General features: G+C 68.4%; 22 protein-coding genes. 7 read left to right on the top strand and 15 right to left on the bottom strand.

What is annotated here, in order from left to right:
• A partial coding sequence (locus VFG33_RS03945; RefSeq protein WP_325022467.1) for an AAA family ATPase occupies positions 1-700 on the bottom strand: 700 nt, incomplete at its 3' end.
• A 108-nt stretch (positions 701-808) separates the two neighbouring features.
• Here VFG33_RS03945 and VFG33_RS03940 point away from each other — a divergent pair.
• The 5 genes from VFG33_RS03940 to VFG33_RS03920 all read left to right on the top strand — a co-directional run bounded on the left by VFG33_RS03940 (position 809) and on the right by VFG33_RS03920 (position 5,712).
• Positions 809-1,765: an MBL fold metallo-hydrolase gene (locus VFG33_RS03940; RefSeq protein WP_325022466.1), complete on the top strand. Its 957-nt coding sequence runs from the start codon at positions 809-811 to the stop codon at positions 1,763-1,765.
• Positions 1,762-2,442: an SDR family NAD(P)-dependent oxidoreductase gene (locus VFG33_RS03935; protein ID WP_325022465.1), complete on the top strand. Its 681-nt coding sequence runs from the start codon at positions 1,762-1,764 to the stop codon at positions 2,440-2,442. Before VFG33_RS03940 ends, VFG33_RS03935 begins: the two co-directional genes overlap by 4 nt.
• Before the next feature lie 28 nt (positions 2,443-2,470).
• Positions 2,471-3,529 (top strand): MBL fold metallo-hydrolase, encoded by a 1,059-nt coding sequence (locus tag VFG33_RS03930; RefSeq protein WP_325022463.1) that lies wholly within the window; start codon positions 2,471-2,473, stop codon positions 3,527-3,529.
• Between the two features lie 102 nt (positions 3,530-3,631).
• On the top strand, positions 3,632-4,729 hold the full coding sequence (locus VFG33_RS03925) for a hypothetical protein (protein ID WP_325022461.1): 1,098 nt from the start codon (positions 3,632-3,634) through the stop codon (positions 4,727-4,729).
• Positions 4,726-5,712 carry a hypothetical protein gene (locus VFG33_RS03920; RefSeq protein WP_325022459.1) on the top strand — a complete coding sequence of 329 codons (987 nt, stop codon included), beginning with the start codon at positions 4,726-4,728 and terminating at the stop codon, positions 5,710-5,712. The genes VFG33_RS03925 and VFG33_RS03920 overlap by 4 nt, the downstream gene beginning before the upstream one ends.
• Positions 5,713-5,725: 13 nt before the next feature.
• Here the strand turns inward: VFG33_RS03920 and VFG33_RS03915 are convergent, their stop codons facing one another.
• From VFG33_RS03915 to VFG33_RS03885, 7 genes are all read right to left on the bottom strand, one after another.
• Positions 5,726-5,986: an alpha/beta hydrolase family protein gene (locus VFG33_RS03915; RefSeq protein WP_325022457.1), complete on the bottom strand. Its 261-nt coding sequence runs from the start codon at positions 5,984-5,986 to the stop codon at positions 5,726-5,728.
• Positions 5,983-6,342, bottom strand: coding sequence for an alpha/beta hydrolase (locus VFG33_RS03910; RefSeq protein ID WP_325022455.1), 360 nt, complete (start codon positions 6,340-6,342; stop codon positions 5,983-5,985). The genes VFG33_RS03915 and VFG33_RS03910 overlap by 4 nt, the downstream gene beginning before the upstream one ends.
• Entirely contained in the window at positions 6,339-7,004 is a 666-nt protein-coding gene (locus tag VFG33_RS03905; protein ID WP_325022453.1) for an alpha/beta hydrolase, read from the bottom strand. The genes VFG33_RS03910 and VFG33_RS03905 overlap by 4 nt, the downstream gene beginning before the upstream one ends.
• 72 nt (positions 7,005-7,076) lie before the next feature.
• Positions 7,077-7,586: a VOC family protein gene (locus VFG33_RS03900; protein ID WP_325022451.1), complete on the bottom strand. Its 510-nt coding sequence runs from the start codon at positions 7,584-7,586 to the stop codon at positions 7,077-7,079.
• A 21-nt stretch (positions 7,587-7,607) separates the two neighbouring features.
• A complete protein-coding gene (locus VFG33_RS03895; protein ID WP_325022449.1) occupies positions 7,608-9,011 on the bottom strand; it encodes a carboxyl transferase domain-containing protein in 1,404 nt (467 codons plus the stop codon).
• On the bottom strand, positions 9,008-10,156 hold the full coding sequence (locus tag VFG33_RS03890; protein ID WP_325022447.1) for a CaiB/BaiF CoA transferase family protein: 1,149 nt from the start codon (positions 10,154-10,156) through the stop codon (positions 9,008-9,010). The genes VFG33_RS03895 and VFG33_RS03890 overlap by 4 nt, the downstream gene beginning before the upstream one ends.
• A gap of 5 nt (positions 10,157-10,161) precedes the next feature.
• Positions 10,162-11,481 (bottom strand): SLC13 family permease, encoded by a 1,320-nt coding sequence (locus tag VFG33_RS03885; protein ID WP_325022445.1) that lies wholly within the window; start codon positions 11,479-11,481, stop codon positions 10,162-10,164.
• A 111-nt stretch (positions 11,482-11,592) separates the two neighbouring features.
• On the opposite strand from VFG33_RS03885, the gene VFG33_RS03880 reads away from it, so the two are divergent.
• Positions 11,593-12,294 (top strand): FadR/GntR family transcriptional regulator, encoded by a 702-nt coding sequence (locus tag VFG33_RS03880; protein WP_325022442.1) that lies wholly within the window; start codon positions 11,593-11,595, stop codon positions 12,292-12,294.
• Between the two features lie 7 nt (positions 12,295-12,301).
• On the opposite strand, the gene VFG33_RS03875 is transcribed toward VFG33_RS03880, so the two are convergent.
• Both VFG33_RS03875 and VFG33_RS03870 read right to left on the bottom strand, forming a co-directional pair.
• The gene (locus VFG33_RS03875) at positions 12,302-12,952 is read right to left on the bottom strand and encodes a LuxR C-terminal-related transcriptional regulator (RefSeq protein WP_325022440.1); all 651 of its coding nucleotides are present in this window, start codon (positions 12,950-12,952) and stop codon (positions 12,302-12,304) included.
• Positions 12,943-14,892 carry a sensor histidine kinase gene (locus VFG33_RS03870; RefSeq protein ID WP_325022438.1) on the bottom strand — a complete coding sequence of 650 codons (1,950 nt, stop codon included), beginning with the start codon at positions 14,890-14,892 and terminating at the stop codon, positions 12,943-12,945. Before VFG33_RS03870 ends, VFG33_RS03875 begins: the two co-directional genes overlap by 10 nt.
• Before the next feature lie 139 nt (positions 14,893-15,031).
• Here VFG33_RS03870 and VFG33_RS03865 point away from each other — a divergent pair, with 139 nt between their 5' ends.
• Positions 15,032-15,700, top strand: coding sequence for a hypothetical protein (locus VFG33_RS03865; protein WP_325022436.1), 669 nt, complete (start codon positions 15,032-15,034; stop codon positions 15,698-15,700).
• A 12-nt stretch (positions 15,701-15,712) separates the two neighbouring features.
• Here VFG33_RS03865 and VFG33_RS03860 read toward each other — a convergent pair whose 3' ends face one another.
• The 5 genes from VFG33_RS03860 to VFG33_RS03840 all read right to left on the bottom strand — a co-directional run bounded on the left by VFG33_RS03860 (position 15,713) and on the right by VFG33_RS03840 (position 19,052).
• Positions 15,713-16,198, bottom strand: a complete 486-nt coding sequence (locus VFG33_RS03860; protein WP_325022434.1) for a GNAT family N-acetyltransferase — start codon at positions 16,196-16,198, stop codon at positions 15,713-15,715.
• A gap of 104 nt (positions 16,199-16,302) precedes the next feature.
• On the bottom strand, positions 16,303-17,622 hold the full coding sequence (locus VFG33_RS03855) for a dihydrolipoyl dehydrogenase family protein (protein ID WP_325022432.1): 1,320 nt from the start codon (positions 17,620-17,622) through the stop codon (positions 16,303-16,305).
• A 21-nt stretch (positions 17,623-17,643) separates the two neighbouring features.
• Positions 17,644-18,081, bottom strand: a complete 438-nt coding sequence (locus VFG33_RS03850; RefSeq protein WP_325022430.1) for a VOC family protein — start codon at positions 18,079-18,081, stop codon at positions 17,644-17,646.
• A 31-nt stretch (positions 18,082-18,112) separates the two neighbouring features.
• Positions 18,113-18,304: a hypothetical protein gene (locus VFG33_RS03845; protein WP_325022428.1), complete on the bottom strand. Its 192-nt coding sequence runs from the start codon at positions 18,302-18,304 to the stop codon at positions 18,113-18,115.
• A 97-nt stretch (positions 18,305-18,401) separates the two neighbouring features.
• Positions 18,402-19,052 (bottom strand): Bax inhibitor-1/YccA family protein, encoded by a 651-nt coding sequence (locus VFG33_RS03840; protein ID WP_325022426.1) that lies wholly within the window; start codon positions 19,050-19,052, stop codon positions 18,402-18,404.
• Between the last annotated feature and the right edge of the window lie 43 nt (positions 19,053-19,095).

Here is a 19,095-nt window from a genome sequence, read left to right as displayed (position 1 = left end):
CGGAGAACCCGGTGACGAACCGCTCGGGCTGCGGGTGCCCCGCCAAGGACAGGGCAGCCAGCCGCAGCCCGGCCGCCCAGCCCTCGGTCCGCTCGTGCAGCGTGGCCACGACCGGGTCGGGCAGCGTGATCCCGGCGGCGGTCAGCAGCTTGCGGGTCTCATCGGCGGTGAAGCGCAGCTGCGCGGCGCGGATCTCGGCCAACTCCCCGGCCAGCCGCAGCTGATGCAGGCGCAGCGGGGGGTCGCGGCGGGTGGCGACGACAGCACGGACCTCCGCGGGGAGGTTCGTCACCAGGGCCGTGAGCTGCTCGTTCGCCTCGGCGGAGGTCAGCTCGTGCAGGTCGTCGATGATGAGGACGAAGGGCCCGCCGTACGCCGTGAGCTCGGACAGCACCTTGTCCACCATGGCCTGACCGTTGAACCCCGGCGCCGGGGGTGGCGGCTCGGTACCGCCGGTGACGGCACGGATCGCGCCCAGCAGGTTGAGCCAGAACAGCTGCGCGTCGTGCTGAGCCGGTTTGACCGAGAGGAAGGCGACCCCGGGCTGTCGGTCGGCCCACGCATGCAGCAGCGACGTCTTCCCACTGCCGGCCGGAGCCGTGATCACCGTCAGCTGCTTCTCGACCGCGTGATCCAGCGCGGCGACCAGGTCGTGACGGTCGATCAGTCCGGTCCGGGACGCGCCATCTTCTCCAGGCACCTGGTCAGCGTACTCGCGGAGATCACCTGAATCAGGTGACGCCCGATCACCGGCCTCGCGGCGAACCTCGAGACGTCCTGATCACTGCGCAACCAACAGAGGGTGAGCATGAGCGCGAACGAACTGCCGGACTACGTACCGGTACCCGAGTCGGCCTTCGGTCCGGCCCTCAACGAGCAGGGCTACTTCGTCGGCCGCGTCGAGCGCAACCTGTTCTGGGTCACCGACGGCACCTACCAGTCGGCGTTCCTCGCGACGCTCGACGGGGTCGTCCTGTTCGACGCCCCGCCGACCATCGGCCACAACCTGCGGCGGGCCGTGGACGAGGTGGCGGCGGCCGAGGGCATCGGCAACACCGTGACCCATCTGGTCTACTCCCACCACCACGCCGACCACGCCGGTGCCGCGAACCTCTTCGGCGACGACATCGTGCGGATCGGGCACGCGGAGACGCGGCGGCTTCTGCTCCGGGACAACGACGCGACCCGACCGGCCCCGGAGGTCACCTTCGAGGACAGCTACACGCTCGAGGTCGGCGGCGAACGGGTCGAGCTGGTGTACCACGGGCCCAACCACTCGCCGGACAACATCTACCTCCACTTCCCGGACCACGACGCGCTGATGCTGATCGACGTCGTCAACGCGGGCTGGGTGCCCATCTACAACCTGAACCTCAGCGAGGACGTGCCCGGGTACATCAGTGCTCCGGACCAGGCCCTGGCCTACCCGTGGAAGTACCTCATCAGCGGTCATCTCGGCCGACTGGCCACCCGCGACGATGTGGTACTGCACCAGCAGTACATCGCCGACATCGTCGACAGCGCGCATGCCGCGCTCGGCTCGGTCGACCCGACGCCCTACTTCAGCAAGTACGGGGCGAATGCGTGGGCCGGGGTGGGCGGCTACCTCGACGCCGTCACCGAGGAGGCCGCCGCACCGGTCATCGCCAAGTACACCGGCGTTCTGGGGGCCGCCGACGTTCCCGCCTTCACCACCAGCACGACGTTCTCCATCCTCCAGTCCATCCGCCTCGACCTCGGCACCGGCTCGCAGGTGCACCCGTGACCGCGCGGGTGGCGATCCTGGCCGGCGCCGGGGGAGAGCTTGGCCGTACTACGGCGCAGAAGCTCGCCGCCGCCGGGTTCACGGTGGTCGGTCTCGACCGCAACGAGGACGCGTTGAAGGAGTTGCCCGACGGCATCCGGTACGAGGTCGGCGACCCGACTGACCCGGTCGTGGCCAAGAGCCTCGTCGACCGGATCGCCGCCGAGGTCGGTCCGCCCGAAGTACTCGTCAACACGATCGGCACCTATCACCTGGGTGATGCGCTGGACGCGACGCCCGAGGACCTGCGGCTGATGATCGACGTGAACGCGGGTACAGCGTTGTGGCTGACCCAGGCGGTGGCGCCGTACCTGCGGGAACGTGGTTCGGGCGCCATCGTGCACGTGGCTGCCCGCCAGGGGGTCGAGCCGACCGCCGGGATGGCGACGTACAGCCTCAGCAAGGCGGCCCTGGTTCACCTGACCCGGCTGCTCGACCTCGAACTACGCCCGCTCGGGATCCGGGTCAACGCGGTCGCGCCACAGCTCATCGACACCGAGAAGAACCGGCAGTTCGTACCTCCCGAGGTGTTAGCGCACGCCGTCTCGCCGGAGGCGATCGCCGACCTCGTCGTCTACCTCGTCAGCGACGCCGCCGCGCCGATCAGCGGCGCGGTCGTACCGGCGTATGGCGCCTGAAATCTTCCCTGTCTCTGAAAGGACGACCATGTCATCCCCAGCCACCAACCGCCGCTCGTTCCTCGCCCGGGGCGCCGCGCTCGCCGCTGTCCCGGCGATCGGTACCCTGGCCGGCGGTGCCCTCGCCGAACCGGCCTTCGCCGACGACACGCTGCCCGACTACGCGCCGATACCGCCGTCCGCCCTGGGCCCGGCCCTCAATGCGCAGGGCTACTACGTCGGGCGGTTGGAGAAGAACCTGTACTGGGTCACCGACGGCACCTACCAGGCGGCGTTCCTGACCACCAAGGACGGGGTGGTGCTGTTCGATGCCCCGCCCACCATCGGTCACAACCTGCAGCGCGCGATCGACGAGATCGCATCCGCCAACGGCGTGTCCAACAAGGTGACCCACCTCGTCTACTCGCACCACCACGCGGACCACCTGGGCGCCTCGTCCTTGTTCGGCCGTCACGTGACCCGAGTCGGCCACACCGAGACGAAGCGGTTGCTTGCCCGGGACAACGATCCGACCAGACCCGTACCCGACCTGACCTTCGAAACCCACCGCACGCTTCGCGTCGGCGGGGAGCGGATCGAGCTTGCCTACCACGGTACGAACCACACGCCCGACAACATCTACATCCACCTGCCGAGGCAGGAGACGCTCATGCTGGTCGACATCAACCTGCCCGGCTGGGTGCCGTTCGCCAGCCTCAACATCGCCGAGGATGTCCCCGGCGCCATCGCGGCCCCCGCGAAGGCCCTGAAGTACCCGTGGAAGCACTACATCGGCGGTCACATGGGCCGGCCCGGCACCCGGGGCGATCTGGTCATCCACCAGCAGTACGTGGCCGACCTGATCGATGGTGTCAAGAAGGCGCTGGTCACCGTCGATCCGACCCCGTTCTTCACCAAGTACGGCAACAACAGCTGGGCCGGGGTCAAGACCTACCAGGACGCGCAGGTCGAGTACGCGGCCGCGCCGGTGATCAAGAAGTACACCGGCGTCCTCGCCGCCGCCGACGTGTACACCGCCAGCACCGCGTTCCTCATCCTCGAGTCCGTCCGCCTCGACCTCGGCTTCGGCTCCCAGGTCCACCCGTGAGGTGACGTCCGAGCCTTCCCAGAGCTGGGGAGGGGGTTGGTGCCGGTGGCATGCTGGGCCTCGTGGGAGGTCTGACCTACGAGAAGAGCGAGGAATTCTGTGATGAATGACTACGGACTGCGGGCTGGTACTCCGGACGTTCGGTCGGTCGGCCCGATCGCGTTCGGACCGGCGGGCATCCTGTTCGTCGCCGACAACGCCGCGGCGAAGGTGTTCGCCATCGATGTCGCCGATCCGGGCGGCGAGGCCGGGGCCGACTCGTTCGAGCTCGAGGACGTGGACGCGCACGTCGGTTCGTTCCTGGGCTGCGACGCGAGCGACGTACTCATCCAGGACCTGGCCGTGCACCCGGGCTCGCACAACATCTACCTCTCCGTGCAGCGCGGTCGCGGCGACACGAGCCAGCCCGTGCTCGTGCGGATAGATCCCGATGACGGCGCGATCACCGACGTCCCTCTCGACGACGTGCGGTTCGCCGAAGTCGCCGTACCGCATGCTCCCGCCGACGACGATCAGCGGGTCAACGTGACGCTGTCGATCGATGCCGAGGGGGAGGAGTTGCAGCTCCCCGACGGACGCACGATCCACCTCAGCCGCGGTCCGATGCGTACCGGCACCGTCACCGACCTGGCCTACGTGGCGGGAGTCCTGCTGGTGGCAGGACTGTCCAATGAGGAGTTCTCCTCCCGGCTCCGGCGCATCCCGTTCCCGTTCGACGGCGAGCCGGCCGACACCGGTCTCGAGATCTATCACGTGTCGCACGGCAAGTGGGAGACCGAGGCGCCGATCCGTGCGTTCGTCCCCTACGACGAGGGCCGGAGCATCCTCGCCGGGTACACCTGTACGCCGGTGGTGCACATCCCGTTGACACAGTTGACTCCCGGCGGGCGGATCGTCGGCCGTACCGTGGCCGAGCTCGGCTTCGGCAACCAACCGCTCGACATGGTCTCCTTCGTCCGTGACGGCCGGGAACACCTGCTCGTGGCCAACAGTTCGCACGGACTGGTGAAGATCGACTGCGCCGACATCGACGGGCAGGAGCCGCTGACCGAGCCGACGGAGCCGATCGGCGTACCGCGCGCCAAGGAACAGCTGACCGGCGTCATCCGGCTGGACAACCTCGGCCCCGACTACGTGCTGGCGCTGCGGACAGACGGGAGCCGGCGGCACCTGCTTTCGCTGAAGGTCGACTCGCTGTGATCGAAGCGTCCTGGGACGCGGGCGGTATCCGGCTCCGGGGCGTGCCGGCGGGGACGGAGGTCCAGGTCCGGCCCGACGCGGACATCGTTGACCTTCCGCCGACTGCTGGACGCGTGCGTCAGGACGGCGACGATCTCAGTTTCGTGCCGAGGTTCGGCTTCGTCGACGGTACGACGTACGTCGTGCGGGCCGGCGGCGTCGTCGTCGCGACGCTGACCCGGCCACGGCCGGAGCGTCCGTCGAGCACTGAGGTCGTGGACATCTATCCGACAACGGATGAGGTGCCGCGCAACCTGCTTCGGTGTTATGTGCAGTTCAGCGCGCCGATGGCTCAGGGGTACGTCGCCGACAACGTCCGGCTGGTCGACGATGCGGGGGACACGATCGACGGAGCCCTGCTGCCTGCCGATCATGAGCTTTGGGACGCAGACCGGGTTCGGCTGACGGTGCTGCTGGACCCCGGCCGGATCAAGCGGGGCCTGGCCGGCGGATCCGCGTTGCACTCCGGCGCCTCGTTCCGGCTTGTGGTCGATCCGGGATTCCTTGACGCGCAGGGGATTCCGCTCCGAAGCGGCAGCGAACGGCGTTACCGGGTCGGCAGCGACGAGCGACGCCGGATCGACCCCGGCCAATGGATCCTGAGTACACCGCCGGACGGTTCTCGTGGGCCCCTGGTGGTCGAGTTCGACCGGCCGCTGGATCATGGTCTGCTCGCTCATTGCCTTCAGGCGATCGGTCCGGACGGTCACCCGGTCGACGGGGTGGGAGCGATCGACCCAGCAGAGAGAGCGTGGCGCCTGACGCCATCGCATCCCTGGAGCTCAGCGACGTACCACCTGGTCGTGAATCCCATCCTCGAAGACCTGGCCGGCAACTCGGTCGTCCGGGTCTTCGACCGGGACCTCAGCCGGCCCGAGGACGCCCCGGTTCCGTCCGGGCCGGCCACCGTTCCGTTCCGTCCTCGCTCGCTCCGGAAACCGTAGGTGAAAGGCCGAGTCACAGATGTGAAAGGAACCAGTCGCGAGCTGCCTGGGAGGCGACGGTGAATCCGGCGCCGGTGTAGGCGGCGAAGTGGCCGCCGGGGAGGAAGACGATCTTCTTCGGTTCGGCTGCGGTCTGGTACGCCGAGGCCGCGAGGTTGCCGCCCGTCAGGCCGTCCTCGCGGCCGACGATCATCAGCAGTGGGGTCGGAGTGATGTCCGGCAGGTACCTCGCGGGCTCGTAGCCGTAGAAGTCGTCCAGGCTGCGGAGCGTCACTTCGTTGGGCCAATCGGGGTCCAGCTCTGTTCGTGCCTGGGTGAACCACTCGTACGAGTCCGGCGTCGGCAAGCCGACCAGTTCACCGGGATCGTTGCCGATGACCGGCACTGTGGCTGCTGGTTCGCCCGGTCCGGATCCACTTCGGGCCGGTTCTGTGCGGAGGTGATCGCGTGCTGGTAGTCGCGGATCTGTTCCCAGGGGTCGATCTCGTACCGCGGCTTGCCCGGTGCCGTCCCGGAGTCGCCCCAGCCGCGGTTGTCGAAGACCAGGACTGCCAGGCCGGCAGCGGCGAACACCTCGGCGAACTTGCCAGCCGCGCAGGGTGGCGCCTTCGGCGTCGAACTCGAGGTCATGACGCATGGGATTGTCCTGACCGGCTTCGGACGAGCTGGTTGGTGACGAAGGTGACCAGGTCGCCGATCTCCTGACCGGCGACGTCGTGACCGAGGCCGGGATACACGTGGGTCTCGGCGGTCGCGTGGTCCTGGAGCCAGCGGGAGGTGCGGGCGACGGCGTCGGCCGGAATGACCCAGTCGTCCTGACCGCGACCCCAATAGATCGGGGGACGCAGCTTGGCCAGAGTGGTGTCACCGGGTAGTTGATCGCGGACGACGAACCCCGCCAGACTCACGCCGTACGCGAAGCGCTCTGGCGCATGGCGCATCAACTGGTGCACCATCGCGCCACCTTGGGAGAAACCGAGCAGACCGATCGACGGTGCGTCGATGGTGCTGATCCAGTCGAGGACGTCCTCGGTGGCGGCGTTCGCCACCTCGGGCTGGGGATCGCCGATCGGGTTCCCCGCACTGGGAAACCACGCGTAGCCGCCGGCTTCCGGGATCCGCGCCCTGACCGAGGCGACCACGAGCTCGTCCGGCAGCCGGTCCGTCAGCCGCCGGTACAGATGGGTCTCGTCATAACTCCAGCCGTGCAGCATCACCAACACCGGCCGCTGACCACGCCTCGCCTCGGCCGCCGACCACAGCACGGCCTCGCGATTGATCCCAGGTTTCATACCTCTGACTGTGCTCGTCCGGAGCGGATCAGGTCCAAGACCTGTTCGGCTCCCTGTAATACCCGGCAGGTATCAGCGGGAGATGCCGGTGCCGCTGCGGGCGTCGCGGCCGTACTTGGTGATCTCGGCGGCCAGGTCGAGGCGCGCGACGCCTGCCTTCTGGCGGTCCTCGTCGGTGAGCAGATCCGCCGGGATGATCCAGACGACCTCGAACTCCAGTCCGCTGGGATCCTTGCCGTACAGCGACTTGGTCGTGCCGTGGTCCGAAGCCCCGACCAGCGCATCTGCGTCGCCCAAGGCCTTCGCGAGATCCTCGAGGTCGCCGAGGGTGTCCACCTCCCAGGCGAGGTGGTAGAGCCCGACCGTTGTCCGGCCGGCGCCCGACGGTCCAGCCCCGGCGCCGAGCTCGAACAATCCCAGGTCGTGGTCGTTGGTCGACCCCGGCGCACGCAGGAACGCCGCCCCTGGGATCAGGTCCCCGGTCTCGGTGTACCCGAATCCCAGCACGTCGCGGTAGAAGGCCACACTCTCGGCCACATCCCGCACGTACAGCACCGCATGATTCAACCGGAAGATCGCCATACTATGACAATAGTTGAGTACTCAACTGAATGCCAGGGTGGTCAGGTGGTTTGCGCATTCGGCGGCGAGGGCGGTGGCCAGGGTCTCGGCTGTGTCGTCGTCGCGTTCGGGGACGATGTGGTGGACCGTGCCGGCCTGGTGGAGCGCGATCGCGGTGATCCGCTGGGCCGACGCGAGCTCGGCGGCGTGGCTGGTGTCGCCGTACATGATCGCGCTCGCGCCCTCGGGTGGCAGTGGTGCCAGCCAGGCGTGCTCTGCCGCGATCACGGTAGTTGCCGGGAGCAACGCGAGGGCGCCGCCGCCGGTCCCTTGGCCGAGCAGTAGCGACACGGTGGGCACGGTCAGCGTCGCCATCGTCGCGATGCACTGGGCGATCTCCGCGGCGACTCCACCCTCTTCGGCCGCGGCGGACAGTTCCGCGCCTGGGGTGTCGATCACCGTGACGAGCGGCAGTCCCAGGTCTTCGGCGAGCCGCATGCCACGACGTGCCTGCCGCAGTGCGGTCGGTCCCATCGGCTTGTCCTGCGAACGATCCTGGCCGACCAGCACACAAGGCTGCCCGTCGAGCCGGGTCAGCGCGACCATCATGCTTGCATCGGATTCGGTCAGCCGGACCGTGCCGGCTGCGCCGTACCGCAGCAGTTCTCGTACTCCGGCACGATCGGGCCGCCTGGTTCGCAGTACGGACTGCCAACCGTCCGTCGTGCCGACCTCCCCGGTACGCCGGGCCAACGTGGCCGGCGTCGCTGGATCGACGAGCACCCCGAGCGCCCGGTCGAGCAGGACCGGGAGTTCCTCGGCCTCGACGACCCCGTCGATCACGCCATGCGCCGCGAGATTCTCGGCTATCTGAACTTCGGGCGGGAACGGCTCGCTGTACAGGGCTTGGTAGACCTTGGGGCCGAGGAAGCCGATCAATGCACCGGGCTCCGCGACCGTCACGTGCCCGAGTGATCCCCAGGAGGCGAAGACGCCGCCGGTGGTGGGATGCCGCAGATGCACCAAGTACGGCAGGCCGGCCGCCTTGTGCGCCATCAGGGCCCGGGAGATCCGGATCATCTCGCCGAACGCGGGCGCGCCTTCCTGCATCCGGGTTCCACCCGAGGCCGTCGACGCGAGGATGGGCAACCGCTCAGCCGTCGCCCGCAGTACGGCGGCAGTGATCCGGGCAGCGGCGGCCCGCCCGATCGAGCCGGCCAGGAACCCGAACTCACTCACCAGAACCGCAACCGGGCGCCCATGCATCAGCCCACGCCCGGTCAGCACGGACTCGTCAGTCCCGGCCCGCGCGGCCGCCGCCTCCAGTTGCTCCCGGTACGCCGGCTCCGCCTGCGCCGATGCGTGGTCGACGGGCTGATCCCACGACTCGAACGAGCCGGCGTCGAGCACCACCTCGATCAACTCCCGCGCACCCGGTCGCTTCATGACAACCAGGCCCGAATCGCCTCGCCGTGCTGATCAAGCGTCGGCGGAGCCCCATGCTCCCGCCGCGTCGTCTCGTCATCATCTGCAAAGAAGCGCAGTGGCGGGCCGGGGAGCGTTAGCGTGCCGAGGGTTGGATGCTCGACTTCGATCAGCAATCCCTGGCTGGCGGTCTGGTTCCAGGTGTAGACCTCGTCGAGGGTTCGCACCTTGCCGGCTGGGATCCCGGCCTCGTCCAACCTCGCCAGCAACGCCTCAGCCGGCCACGCCGCGAACGCCTGCTCCACCACCTCGATCACCCGCTGCCGGTCCGCCACCCGCTCCGCATTCGTCCCGAGCCCGTCGACCTCGATCGCGAACGCCGAGCGGAACCGTTGCCACAGGCTCTCACTTCCGACCGCGATCTGCACCGCACCATCGGCACAGTGGAACAGCCCGTACGGCGCGATCGACGGATGGTGGTTGCCCTGAGCAACACCGACCTCGCCGGCCACCGTGTACCGGGTGCCCTGGAACGCATGCACCCCGACGACCGCAGCGAGTAAGGAGGTTCGGACCACGCTGCCAACACCGGTGCTCGCGCGTTCGTGCAGTGCCGCGAGCACGCCGCAGGCGCCGTACATCCCGGCCAGGAGATCCGCGATCGGCGTACCGACGCGTTGTGGATCGTCCGGGCCAGAGCCGGTCAGCGACATCAGCCCGGCCTCGCCCTGCGCGATCTGGTCGTAGCCTGCCCGGCCGCCCTCGGGACCGTCATGGCCGAAGCCGGTGATGGACAGCACCACCAGGCGCGGGTTGCGTTCGCGGAGTGCGTCGATGCCGAGCCCGAGTCGCTCGAGGACGCCGGTCCGGAAGTTCTCCACCACCACGTCGGCGCGGTCGACCAGCTGCAACAACACGTCCCGGTCAGCGTCGTCCTTGAGGTCGAGCGCGATCGACTCCTTGTTGCGGTTGGCCGAGAGGAAGTACGTCGACTCGGCGGGATCGCCGACGAACGGTGGTCCCCAGCCCCGGGTGTCGTCGCCGCGGCCGGGCGCCTCGATCTTGATCACCCGGGCGCCCAGATCCCCGAGCATCATGGTCGCGTGCGGTCCCGCGAGGGCGCGGGACAGGTCGACGACGAGGAGATCGTGGAGAGGACCGGGCATCGGCGTCACCAACCCGGTAGCACTAGAGCGGCCCAGACCAGGAGCGGCCCGACCAGTACGACGATCGTGCTGTAGATCAGGATCTGCTTGTAGTAAACAGGTTCCGAGATCGTGTCCGGCTTGTTCGCCAGCATCAGGGCGCCGTTGGTCGAGAAGGGGCTCACGTCCACGATTGTCGAGGAGACAGCCAGCGCCGCGATGAAGAAGCCCGCGCTGATCCCGCCGTTGCTGATCAGCGGAAGGGCGATCGGGATGATCACCGGCAGCAAGGCGGTCGAGGACGCGAAGGCCGACACCACGCCGCCGACGTAGCAGAGGATCAGCGCGCCGATCGCAGCCGCGCCGAGCCCGGCGGCCCACTTGCCGACGAACTGCGGCGAGCCCGCCTCGGTCAGGATGGCGGCGTACGTGCTGACGCCGGCGACCAGCAGGACGGTCGGCCAGGCGATCTGCCGGACCGCGTCCTTGTGCTCCCTGGGTGCAAGCGTCGCCAGGATCACGGCGGCGGTGATCGAGACGAACCCGATGTTCTTGTCGAAGGCCAACGCGACCACGGCGACACCGACGAAGGCGATCAGCGTCAGCACCTGATCCCGCCGTACGCCGAGAGCCTGGGTGCCGGTCAGCGTCGCCGTACCGTAGCCGCGGGCGGGCACCGTCGCGCCTCCCTCGTGCAGGTCATCCGCCAAGGTGTCCGGGTCGTTCGGGTCGACGCGCTGCGCCATCAACCTGCGGCCGCCGAGCAGGATGAACAGGATCGTCGCCATCACCAGGTTCACGACGAGGCTGGAGAAGAAGATGGTGAGCTCGCTCGAGGGGAGGCCGTTCTGTTTCATCACGGAGTTGGTGATCGTGCCGTAGATGCTGATCGGGGAGAAGCCGCCGGCCTGCGCGCCGTGGACGACGAACATGCCCATCATCAGGGGGTTGATCTTGTAGCGGCCGGCGAACCCGAGTGCGATCGGCCCGATGATCGCGCACGCGGCTGGGCTCACGGCGCCGATCGAGGTCAGTACGGCGGTGACCGCGAACATCACCCAGGGGATCAGCGCGACCCGGCCGCCGACGGCCTTCACCGCGTAGGCGACTATCAGGTCGACCGTGCCGTTGTTCCTCGCTATCGCGAACAGATAGGTGACGCCGATCAACGTCAGGATCAGGTCGCCGCTGACACCGGCCAGGATCTCCTTCTCGTCCAGGTGCAGCGAGTACATGCCGACCAGCCACGCCGCGACGTACGCGAGCGCGCCCATGTTGATCGGCAGCACGGTGCCGATCACGAAGAGCGCGATCAGCGCGAGGATCGCTACCCACTCAGGTCCCATGGTCGTGTCCTAACTTCGGGGCGGAAGTGCCCCGTGACAGTGCGCTGCCCGGGGCGTGGCTCATTGGCCTAGCCAATAGCCCAATTCGTCACTTGTCAATAAGCTGTCCTCATGCCCGACGACAGCTTCCCCCGCCCCGTACTCCGTGCCCGTCTGTACGAGCAGGTCGCCGAGCAGATCACCACCTGGATCGCCGCGAACGGTCTCGGAGTCGGAGATCGGCTACCTCCCGAGCGCGAACTCGCGGCGCGGCTCGGGGTCAGCCGGGCCACCCTGAGTCAGGCGCTGGTCGCGCTGGAGGTGATCGGAGTGGTGACGGTTCGGCACGGCGACGGCACAGTGCTGACCGGGCGGGTCCGGACCGGGCCGGTGATCGATGCGATCCGCGCCCACGCTGACCGGCTGCCCGAGATCATCGAGGCTCGTGACGCCCTGGAGTCCAAGCTGGCCGCGCTCGCCGCGTCCCGGCGTACGGACGCCGACCTGGCCGCGATCCGGGCCGCACTGGACGAGATGGACCGCGACATCTCGGCCGGTGGCCGCGGGGTCGAGGCCGACGAACAGTTCCACGGTGCCGTCACGATCGCGGCCCGGTCGTCGTTGCTGGCCGACATGATGGAGGCGCTGCACGACCTGATCAAAGAGACCCGCCTCGAGTCGCTCTCGCAGCCGGGCCGGCCACGCGAGTCCCTGGCCGGTCACCAGCGGGTAGCCGACGCGATCGTCGCCGGAGACCCTGCCGCCGCCGCGCAGGCGATGCACGACCACGTAATGCTGGTCAGCGACGTCGCCCTCCTCCGCGAGCAATCGTGACGAGCCGCTAGGGCGCTCCCTGGAGGGCGGCTAGTACGGCGAGGACGCGGCGGTGGTCGTCTTGGGCGCCATGGAGTCCGAGTTTGCTGAAGATGTTTGCGATGTGGCTCTCGACCGTCTTGAGGCTGACTGTCAGCCGGTTCGCGATTGCTGTGTTGGACCGGCCCTCTGCCATCAGGGCGAGGACGTCGCGCTCGCGTTCCGTCAACGCTGCAAGGGGATTGCTGGCGGAGTCCGCGCGCATCAGGTGCCGGACGATCTCCGGGTCCAGGACCGTTCCGCCGGCTGAGATCGTGCGTAGTGCGCCCATCAGCGTCTCGACGTCGACGACGCGGTCCTTGAGCAGGTAGCCGAACCGCTCGGCATGACGCCGCAGCAACTGGGAAGCGAAGTGGGTCTCGACGGCCTGGGACAGCAGCAGTACTCCGAGCGCAGGCAGTCGATCCCGGAGTTCGATCGCAGCAGCAGCGCCTTCGTGCGTGTAGGTGGGTGGCATCCGGATGTCGACGATCGCCACGTCCGGCAGGTGCCGATCGACGGCCGCGACCAAGCCGTTGACGTCGGCAACGATCTCGCAGACGTCGACGCCCGACTCCGCGAGCAGCCGGGCAAGACCTTCCCGGAGCAGGGCGGAATCGTCCGCGATGACTACCCGCATGGGAGCACCGCCTCGACCCGGGTCCCGCCGCCAGGTTGGTCACCGGCGGAGAGAGCCCCACCGAGGGCGGCGATCCGGTCGGCAAGCCCCTGAAGTCCGCGACCCCGAGGATCGACTCCACCCACCCCGCAGTCGAGGACGGCGACGTGCAACTGGGACGAGCTCGCTGAGACCCGGATCACCACCTCGTCGACACCGGCATGCTTGACGGCGTTCGAGACCGCCTCGGCGATGACGAACCAGGCCGCGCTCTCCACGGTTGCCGGGAACCGCTGGTCGACCACGTCGAGCTTCATCCGCACCGGGATCCGGCTGGCCAGCTCATCAGTCGCGGCCCGCAGACCACCTCCGGCCAGTGCTGCCGGTTGCAGTCCGCTGGCCAGGTCGCGGAGTTCCTGGACAGTCAGGGCGAGATCCGTGATGGCGCGGTCGACCTCGGCGCGTAGTACAGGATCGGCGCCGTTGACCCGGGCGGAACGGAGCTGAAGGGCGATCGCGAGGATCCGTTGCTGAGCCCCGTCGTGGAGGTCGCGTTCCATCCTCCGGCGTTCCTCGAGATGCGCACCGGCCAGCCGGGCCCGCGACTCGGTGATCTGCTCCACCTGCCTGGCGAGCTCGGCCCGCAGACCCAGGTTGTCGATCTCCGCGGCAGCCTCCTGGACGACGGCTTCCACGACGCTGCGGTCGCTGCGCGTCGGGTCGAACTCGATGCGCGCGCTCACCTGCCCGCGGCGTAGCACGTCGACCACGTTCGAGCCGGGCACGGCCACGCGGCCGTCCGAGGTGACCCAGCCGCCGTCGGCCGGGAAGAGCGCGCGCACCTGCGGGTCACCGGTCGCCTCGACCAGGAGAGCGCCGAGCTCGGGCTGCGGCGACTGGGCAAGTCCGGCCCGCACCACCTGAACGGCGTCGAAGCGGCGACGGTTGAAGCGCCGGTCGACCACTCGACGGGCCCACGAGTACGCCGGGCGCGCGACCCCGATCGCGGCCAGTGTCGCCAGGATCGTCAGCAATTGCGAGTCCGCCTGTACAGGAAGGCTTTTGGTGATGACCACGACCACCACGCCGAAGACAGCGATGACCGCGCCGGTCGAGATCGCGTACGCCCCCGAGTCGGTGACGATCCGCTCCACGTCGTACAGCCGGTACTTCGCCACGGACATCGCGGCACCCAGCGCGATCGTGATGACGCAGATGCTCAACACCCAGCCGGCGATCTCGTCGTGTCCCAGGTACGACGCCGCGAACGACGCGACCACGCACGGCGCCAGCGGCGTCGCTCCGGCCACCAGCCACAGCAGTTGCTGGCGGGCCTCACCCCTGGCCCGACGGAAGGCCGCCACGAGCACATAAACCGAGGCAAGCAGGCAGAGGCCGAGCAGGATCACCGAGACCGCGGCCAGAACACCGATGGGTCCGGCGAGTCCCGCGATCGCCCAGGGACTGACGATGTCGTCGTACGGGCGCTCGAGATGCGAGGAGCGCAACAGGGAAGCAACTTGGAAGACCACGCCGGAGACGACCGTCAGGACGGGGAGCGCCCGGGAGGACGGCCGGACGGCCGGGGTGAACTGGAGGCCGAGGGCAAGGAAGACGAACCACCAGACGAAGCTGGTGTCGCTGAAGGTGGCGATCAAGGGTCCGTTCGCCGCCTGGTCCGGTCCCAGCGCGAGGGCGGCGTACAGGTCGGTGAAAGCGCTCCAGGTCAGGCTCGTGCCGAGCCCCAGGAAGGCCCAGCCGGCGGGCTGGTCGATGACCCGCCAGGTGAGGAGTACGCCGACCACCCAGCAGACCAGCATGGCGGCTAGGTAGAGGACGTCCGAGGGTCCGGTGAGGGCGTCACCGCCGCGTCGGTGATGGACCGCGACCTGTCCGGCGAAGAGGGCAGGTGCGAGCGGCCAGGTGACCACCCGCGCCAGCACCCGCGTTCTCCTGCCCATCTCGTCATAGTGGCAGCAAAACCGCGCGGCGTACTCAGGGACAGCCCTGATCCGAAGACAGGTGCCCACTCCGTCGTTCGTGCCTCGCGAAAGAACGACGCTGGACGGACTCAGTCAGCTCGAAGCTAGGAGTTCCGTCATGACAACCACGAAAGCGATCACCCCGGCGACCAGGACCACCACAGCAGCGAAGGTCGCCTCGGCCGCGTCGATTCTCTTCGCCGTCGCGTTCTTCTGGACCGTCGCCAGCGTCGACGTGCCGCACAAAGCAGACGACGCGAAGCTGCTCGACTGGTGGCAGCAGAGCAGCAACCAGGTGTCCGGCATCGTTTCGCAGTACTGCGCGATCGTCGCGGCCGTGTTGTTCGTTGTGCTCATCAACTACTTCAGGACCCTCACAGCGAAGACTGCGGCCCCGCAATGGACGGCGTTCGCCCGTTCGATGGGGCTGGTCTTCAGTACGACCCTGCTGGTCTCCGCCGCACTGCGTGGCGTGATCGGGCACATGGTGAAGGTCGATGGAGAGCCGCTGCCTGGGCTCGAAGTCCTCCGCTACTCCACCGCCCTCAACTACAACGTCATCGGCAGCATCACGATGACGGTACTCGGACTGACGATCCTCGCCGTCTCGGTCGTCATCGTCCGGACGGTGGTCCTGGCCAAGTGGGTCGGGTACGTCGGCCTGGTGTGCTCGGCGATCATTCTGGTCGCGAGCGCGGCGATGATGGGGCAGTTCACGATCATCTTGTCGCTGCTGTGGGCCCTCTGCCTTGGCGTCGCCATCCTGCAGCAGCCTGCCGCGAGCTGAGCAGCTTGCAGGTCAGCGCAGGTCGAGGCGCATCAGGATCCGTGGGTGCCCGGCCAGGACAGAGGTGGTGTCGGCGGCTTTGGTGAAGCCTGCGCGTTCGAAGTTCTTCCGGATCCCGGCGTACGCCATCGTCAGATCGACCTTGGCGTCGCCGTTGTCCAGCGGGTAGGCCTCGACCGCCGGGGCGCCGTGCTCGCGGGCGAACTCCACCGCGCCGGGGATGAGGGCGTGCGAGATGCCCAGCTTCCGGTGGCCGGGGCGGACGCGGACGCACCACAGCGACCAGACCGGCAGCTCATCGAGGTGCGGGATCTTGCGGTTGGTGGCGAAGGAGGTCTCCGAGCGCGGCGCGATCGCGGCCCAGCCGACGGGGGTGTCGCCGTCGTAGGCGAGCACTCCCGGAGCGGACTCGGCGCGGCACAGCCCGGCGACGTACTCGCCCCGGGCCGGGCCGCGCAGCTCGTTGTTCAGCTTGGACGGGATCCGGTAGCTAAGCACCAGCAGACGTTGGAGTCAGGTGACTTCGGACCGAGGACCGCACGAACATCCTCGAAGACCGTCGCCGGCCGGACCTCGATACTCATGGGGCAACGATCGCATGGCTAGGTCTGCAAGGCTTTCAGGGCCTCGACGTAGATCTCGGAGAAGGTGGGGAAGGGCTGGATCACGTCGCGCAGTACGTCGAGAGGTACTGCGGCCCGGATTGCCAGTGCGGCTTGCTGGAGCCACTCGCCGGCTTCAGGGCCGAGGGCGTAGGCGCCGACCAGTTTCTCGCCGTCACTGAGCAAGGTGAGGAAGCCGTTCGATTCCGCGTACTTGTGGGTGTAGGTCGCCGTCTTGGCGACACCGGAGAGCGCGGCCGTACCGGAGTACTGGGCCTCGGTCGCGCCGACCGAAGCGGCTTGCGGGTCGGTGTAGACGACGCGCGGGACGGCGTCGTAGTGAGCGTCCCTGGTTTCGCCGAGGATGTTGGCCGCGACGATGTCGCCCTGGTACTTGCCGACGTGGGTCAGCGGCCAGAGTCCGGTGACGTCGCCGATTGCCCAGAGCCGCTCACCGGCACGAAGCCGGGAGTCAACGAGGACGCCGTGGTGGTTGGGTTTGATGCCGACGGTCTCCAGCCCGATGCCCTCCACCCGGGGGCGACGGCCGGTCGCGACGAGAAGCTTGTCGCCGGACAGTTCGCGGCCGTCACTCAACACCAGGACGTAGTCGTCGCCGTCCCGTCGCGCTTCGCTGATGTCGGCGCCCAGGACGAGCTCGATGCCTTCGCGCCGGAGTGCCTCGCCGAGCGCGTCGCCCAACGCCGCGGGCTCCCGGCCCAGGAGGTGGGGACCGACGTCGACCAGGGTGACCTGACCGCCGAGACGCCGTACGACCTGCGCCATCTCGACGCCGACCGGACCTCCGCCGATGATGACGAGGTGCCGCGGGACCGCCTTCATGCTGGTCGCCTCGCGACTCGTCCAGACGCCGGTGAGCTCCCGCAGGCCGGGGATCGGTGGGATGACCGCTTCGGCGCCGTTGGCGAGCACGACGTGGTCGGCTGTATGGCGTACGCCGTCGACCTCGACGACACCTGGTCCGGCGAGCCGGCCGGTGCCGCGGAGCAGAGCGATGCCGTTCTTCGCGAGCCACTGCTCCTGACCAGCGTCGGAGTAGTCCGACACCATGAAGTCGCGCCAGGCGAACACCGCCTCGGCGTCGACCTCGGCAGTGGCGCCGGCGTCGCGTGCTTCCTGCACGGCCTCTCCGGGGCGAAGCAAGGACTTGGACGGAATGCACGCGTAGTAGGAGCATTCGCCCCCGACCAGTTCACGTTCCACGATTGCTACCCGCAGACCGCCCGCTGCCAGCGCACCGGCGGCATGCTCACCAGGTGATCCGCCGCCCAGGACGATCACGTCGTAGTCGCTTGTCATGGCTCTGCAACCCCCTGATCGTCAGCGGCCGGGAAGGCGTTCGGTGATTTCCTGGAGCACCCAGCCGTTGCCGTCCGGGTCCTCGAAGGAGGCGAACGAGCTGTAGCTCGTGTGCTTCGGATCCGGACCGGCGACCCGGCCTTCGGTACCGGCGTGATGGAAGACGCCGCCGGCGTCGTGGAAGACCTCGCTGATCTCGAGCCCGCGGTCGGCGATCTCGGCGCGGGCCGCTTCGATATCGGTCACGACGAGATGCAGGCCCTGGGCCGAACCCGGGTCGGCCGTGGTCAGCCCGGTGCCGAAGATGACGGAGGCGGGGGAGCCGGGCGGGGTCACCTGGATCACGCGGTAGTTCTCGTCGCCGACGAAGTCCGCGTCCTCCCGCCAGCCGAGAGTCTTGTAGAAGGTCTTGGCCCGATCCACGTCGGAAACGGGAATGACCAGAACCTCGAGCTTCATGTCCATGAGAGTGCAATTCCTTTCGGTGTGATCAGAGCGGGAGTTCGGTGCCGGCGTACTCGGCGACCATGTAGGCGGCGTACCAGTCGGGCCAGTCGGGATCCGCCTCGCCGGTGCGCTTCTCGTGCTCGCCGTGCGCGGTCGCGGCCCGGACCAGCGCAGCCTTGACGTCGTTGACCGAGGTGTAAGACAAGATCCCGGCCTGGGCATTCGTGGTGTTCATGCTGACCCCTCTGTGGTGTGGTAGGTACCCACCTACAGTCGCTCTTCCGGGTCTGCGTCGCATCAGTGAGAGTCCCTGGTGCTCACGCGGGCCGACCTCAGGAGTCGCTCGAGCGGCTGAAGAGCTGGAGGAAGAGCAGGAAGACGTTGAGGATGTCGAGGAAGATCGACGCGGCCAGCAGGGGTGCGGACGCGAGGTCGGTGGACACCCGCAACCGCTGGAAGTCGAAGGCGACCAGACCGGCGAAGATCACCAGGCCGAGGATCGAGTAGATCAGCGCGCCGCCCGGGATCTGCACGAAGATCAGCACGATGCCGAAGAGGATCAGGGCGATCAGCGCCCACGAGGCGATCCGGGCGATCGCGGTCAGATCCCGGCGGGTGGCATACCCGGCGGCGCCGAAGCCGGCGACGAACAGGGCAGTCGCGCCACCGGCCTGCCAGAGCGCGGTCGGGTCGGCGGCGGCGTAGAACGCGAGGGTCGGCGCGATCGCCAGCCCCATCAGCAGACCGAACGCGCTGAGCAGTACGACGGCCAGGCCGACCGATCGGCGGATGGCGAACTGCATCCCGATCAGGGTTCCGAAGGCGGCGATGAAGGCGATGATGCCGACACCGCCGTGGAGGTTGCGGCCGAGATAGGCGCCGGCGGCGAACAGTGCGGTGGTGGTGGCGACGTACTGCATCGTCTGCGCGAACAGGGTGTGCGTGCGGTCCCGGCTCGTCAGGCCGGCGGTTGTGGTGCTCATTTCGAGTGCTCCCTGGGTGAGTGGGTGGCTATTCCACCTCCAC

Origin of the sequence: Kribbella sp. (assembly GCF_035687465.1) — a bacterium.
GTDB lineage: Bacteria > Actinomycetota > Actinomycetes > Propionibacteriales > Kribbellaceae > Kribbella.
Note: the sequence above shows the minus strand (reverse complement) of the source record. Positions and strands in the feature narration are given on the sequence as shown.

What these genes read in the sequence shown, in the direction of transcription:
- VFG33_RS03840 (WP_325022426.1), bottom strand. Translation starts at nt 19,052, where the DNA reads ATGAGCACCACAACCGCCGGCCTGACGAGCCGGGACCGCACGCACACC.
- VFG33_RS03925 (WP_325022461.1), top strand. Translation starts at nt 3,632, where the DNA reads ATGAATGACTACGGACTGCGGGCTGGTACTCCGGACGTTCGGTCGGTC.
- VFG33_RS03845 (WP_325022428.1), bottom strand. Translation starts at nt 18,304, where the DNA reads ATGAACACCACGAATGCCCAGGCCGGGATCTTGTCTTACACCTCGGTC.
- VFG33_RS03905 (WP_325022453.1), bottom strand. Translation starts at nt 7,004, where the DNA reads ATGAAACCTGGGATCAATCGCGAGGCCGTGCTGTGGTCGGCGGCCGAG.
- VFG33_RS03850 (WP_325022430.1), bottom strand. Translation starts at nt 18,081, where the DNA reads ATGAAGCTCGAGGTTCTGGTCATTCCCGTTTCCGACGTGGATCGGGCC.
- VFG33_RS03865 (WP_325022436.1), top strand. Translation starts at nt 15,032, where the DNA reads ATGACAACCACGAAAGCGATCACCCCGGCGACCAGGACCACCACAGCA.
- VFG33_RS03875 (WP_325022440.1), bottom strand. Translation starts at nt 12,952, where the DNA reads ATGCGGGTAGTCATCGCGGACGATTCCGCCCTGCTCCGGGAAGGTCTT.
- VFG33_RS03855 (WP_325022432.1), bottom strand. Translation starts at nt 17,622, where the DNA reads ATGACAAGCGACTACGACGTGATCGTCCTGGGCGGCGGATCACCTGGT.
- VFG33_RS03890 (WP_325022447.1), bottom strand. Translation starts at nt 10,156, where the DNA reads ATGCCCGGTCCTCTCCACGATCTCCTCGTCGTCGACCTGTCCCGCGCC.
- VFG33_RS03910 (WP_325022455.1), bottom strand. Translation starts at nt 6,342, where the DNA reads ATGACCTCGAGTTCGACGCCGAAGGCGCCACCCTGCGCGGCTGGCAAG.
- VFG33_RS03930 (WP_325022463.1), top strand. Translation starts at nt 2,471, where the DNA reads ATGTCATCCCCAGCCACCAACCGCCGCTCGTTCCTCGCCCGGGGCGCC.
- VFG33_RS03895 (WP_325022449.1), bottom strand. Translation starts at nt 9,011, where the DNA reads ATGAAGCGACCGGGTGCGCGGGAGTTGATCGAGGTGGTGCTCGACGCC.
- VFG33_RS03900 (WP_325022451.1), bottom strand. Translation starts at nt 7,586, where the DNA reads ATGGCGATCTTCCGGTTGAATCATGCGGTGCTGTACGTGCGGGATGTG.
- VFG33_RS03940 (WP_325022466.1), top strand. Translation starts at nt 809, where the DNA reads ATGAGCGCGAACGAACTGCCGGACTACGTACCGGTACCCGAGTCGGCC.
- VFG33_RS03885 (WP_325022445.1), bottom strand. Translation starts at nt 11,481, where the DNA reads ATGGGACCTGAGTGGGTAGCGATCCTCGCGCTGATCGCGCTCTTCGTG.
- VFG33_RS03880 (WP_325022442.1), top strand. Translation starts at nt 11,593, where the DNA reads ATGCCCGACGACAGCTTCCCCCGCCCCGTACTCCGTGCCCGTCTGTAC.
- VFG33_RS03870 (WP_325022438.1), bottom strand. Translation starts at nt 14,892, where the DNA reads ATGGGCAGGAGAACGCGGGTGCTGGCGCGGGTGGTCACCTGGCCGCTC.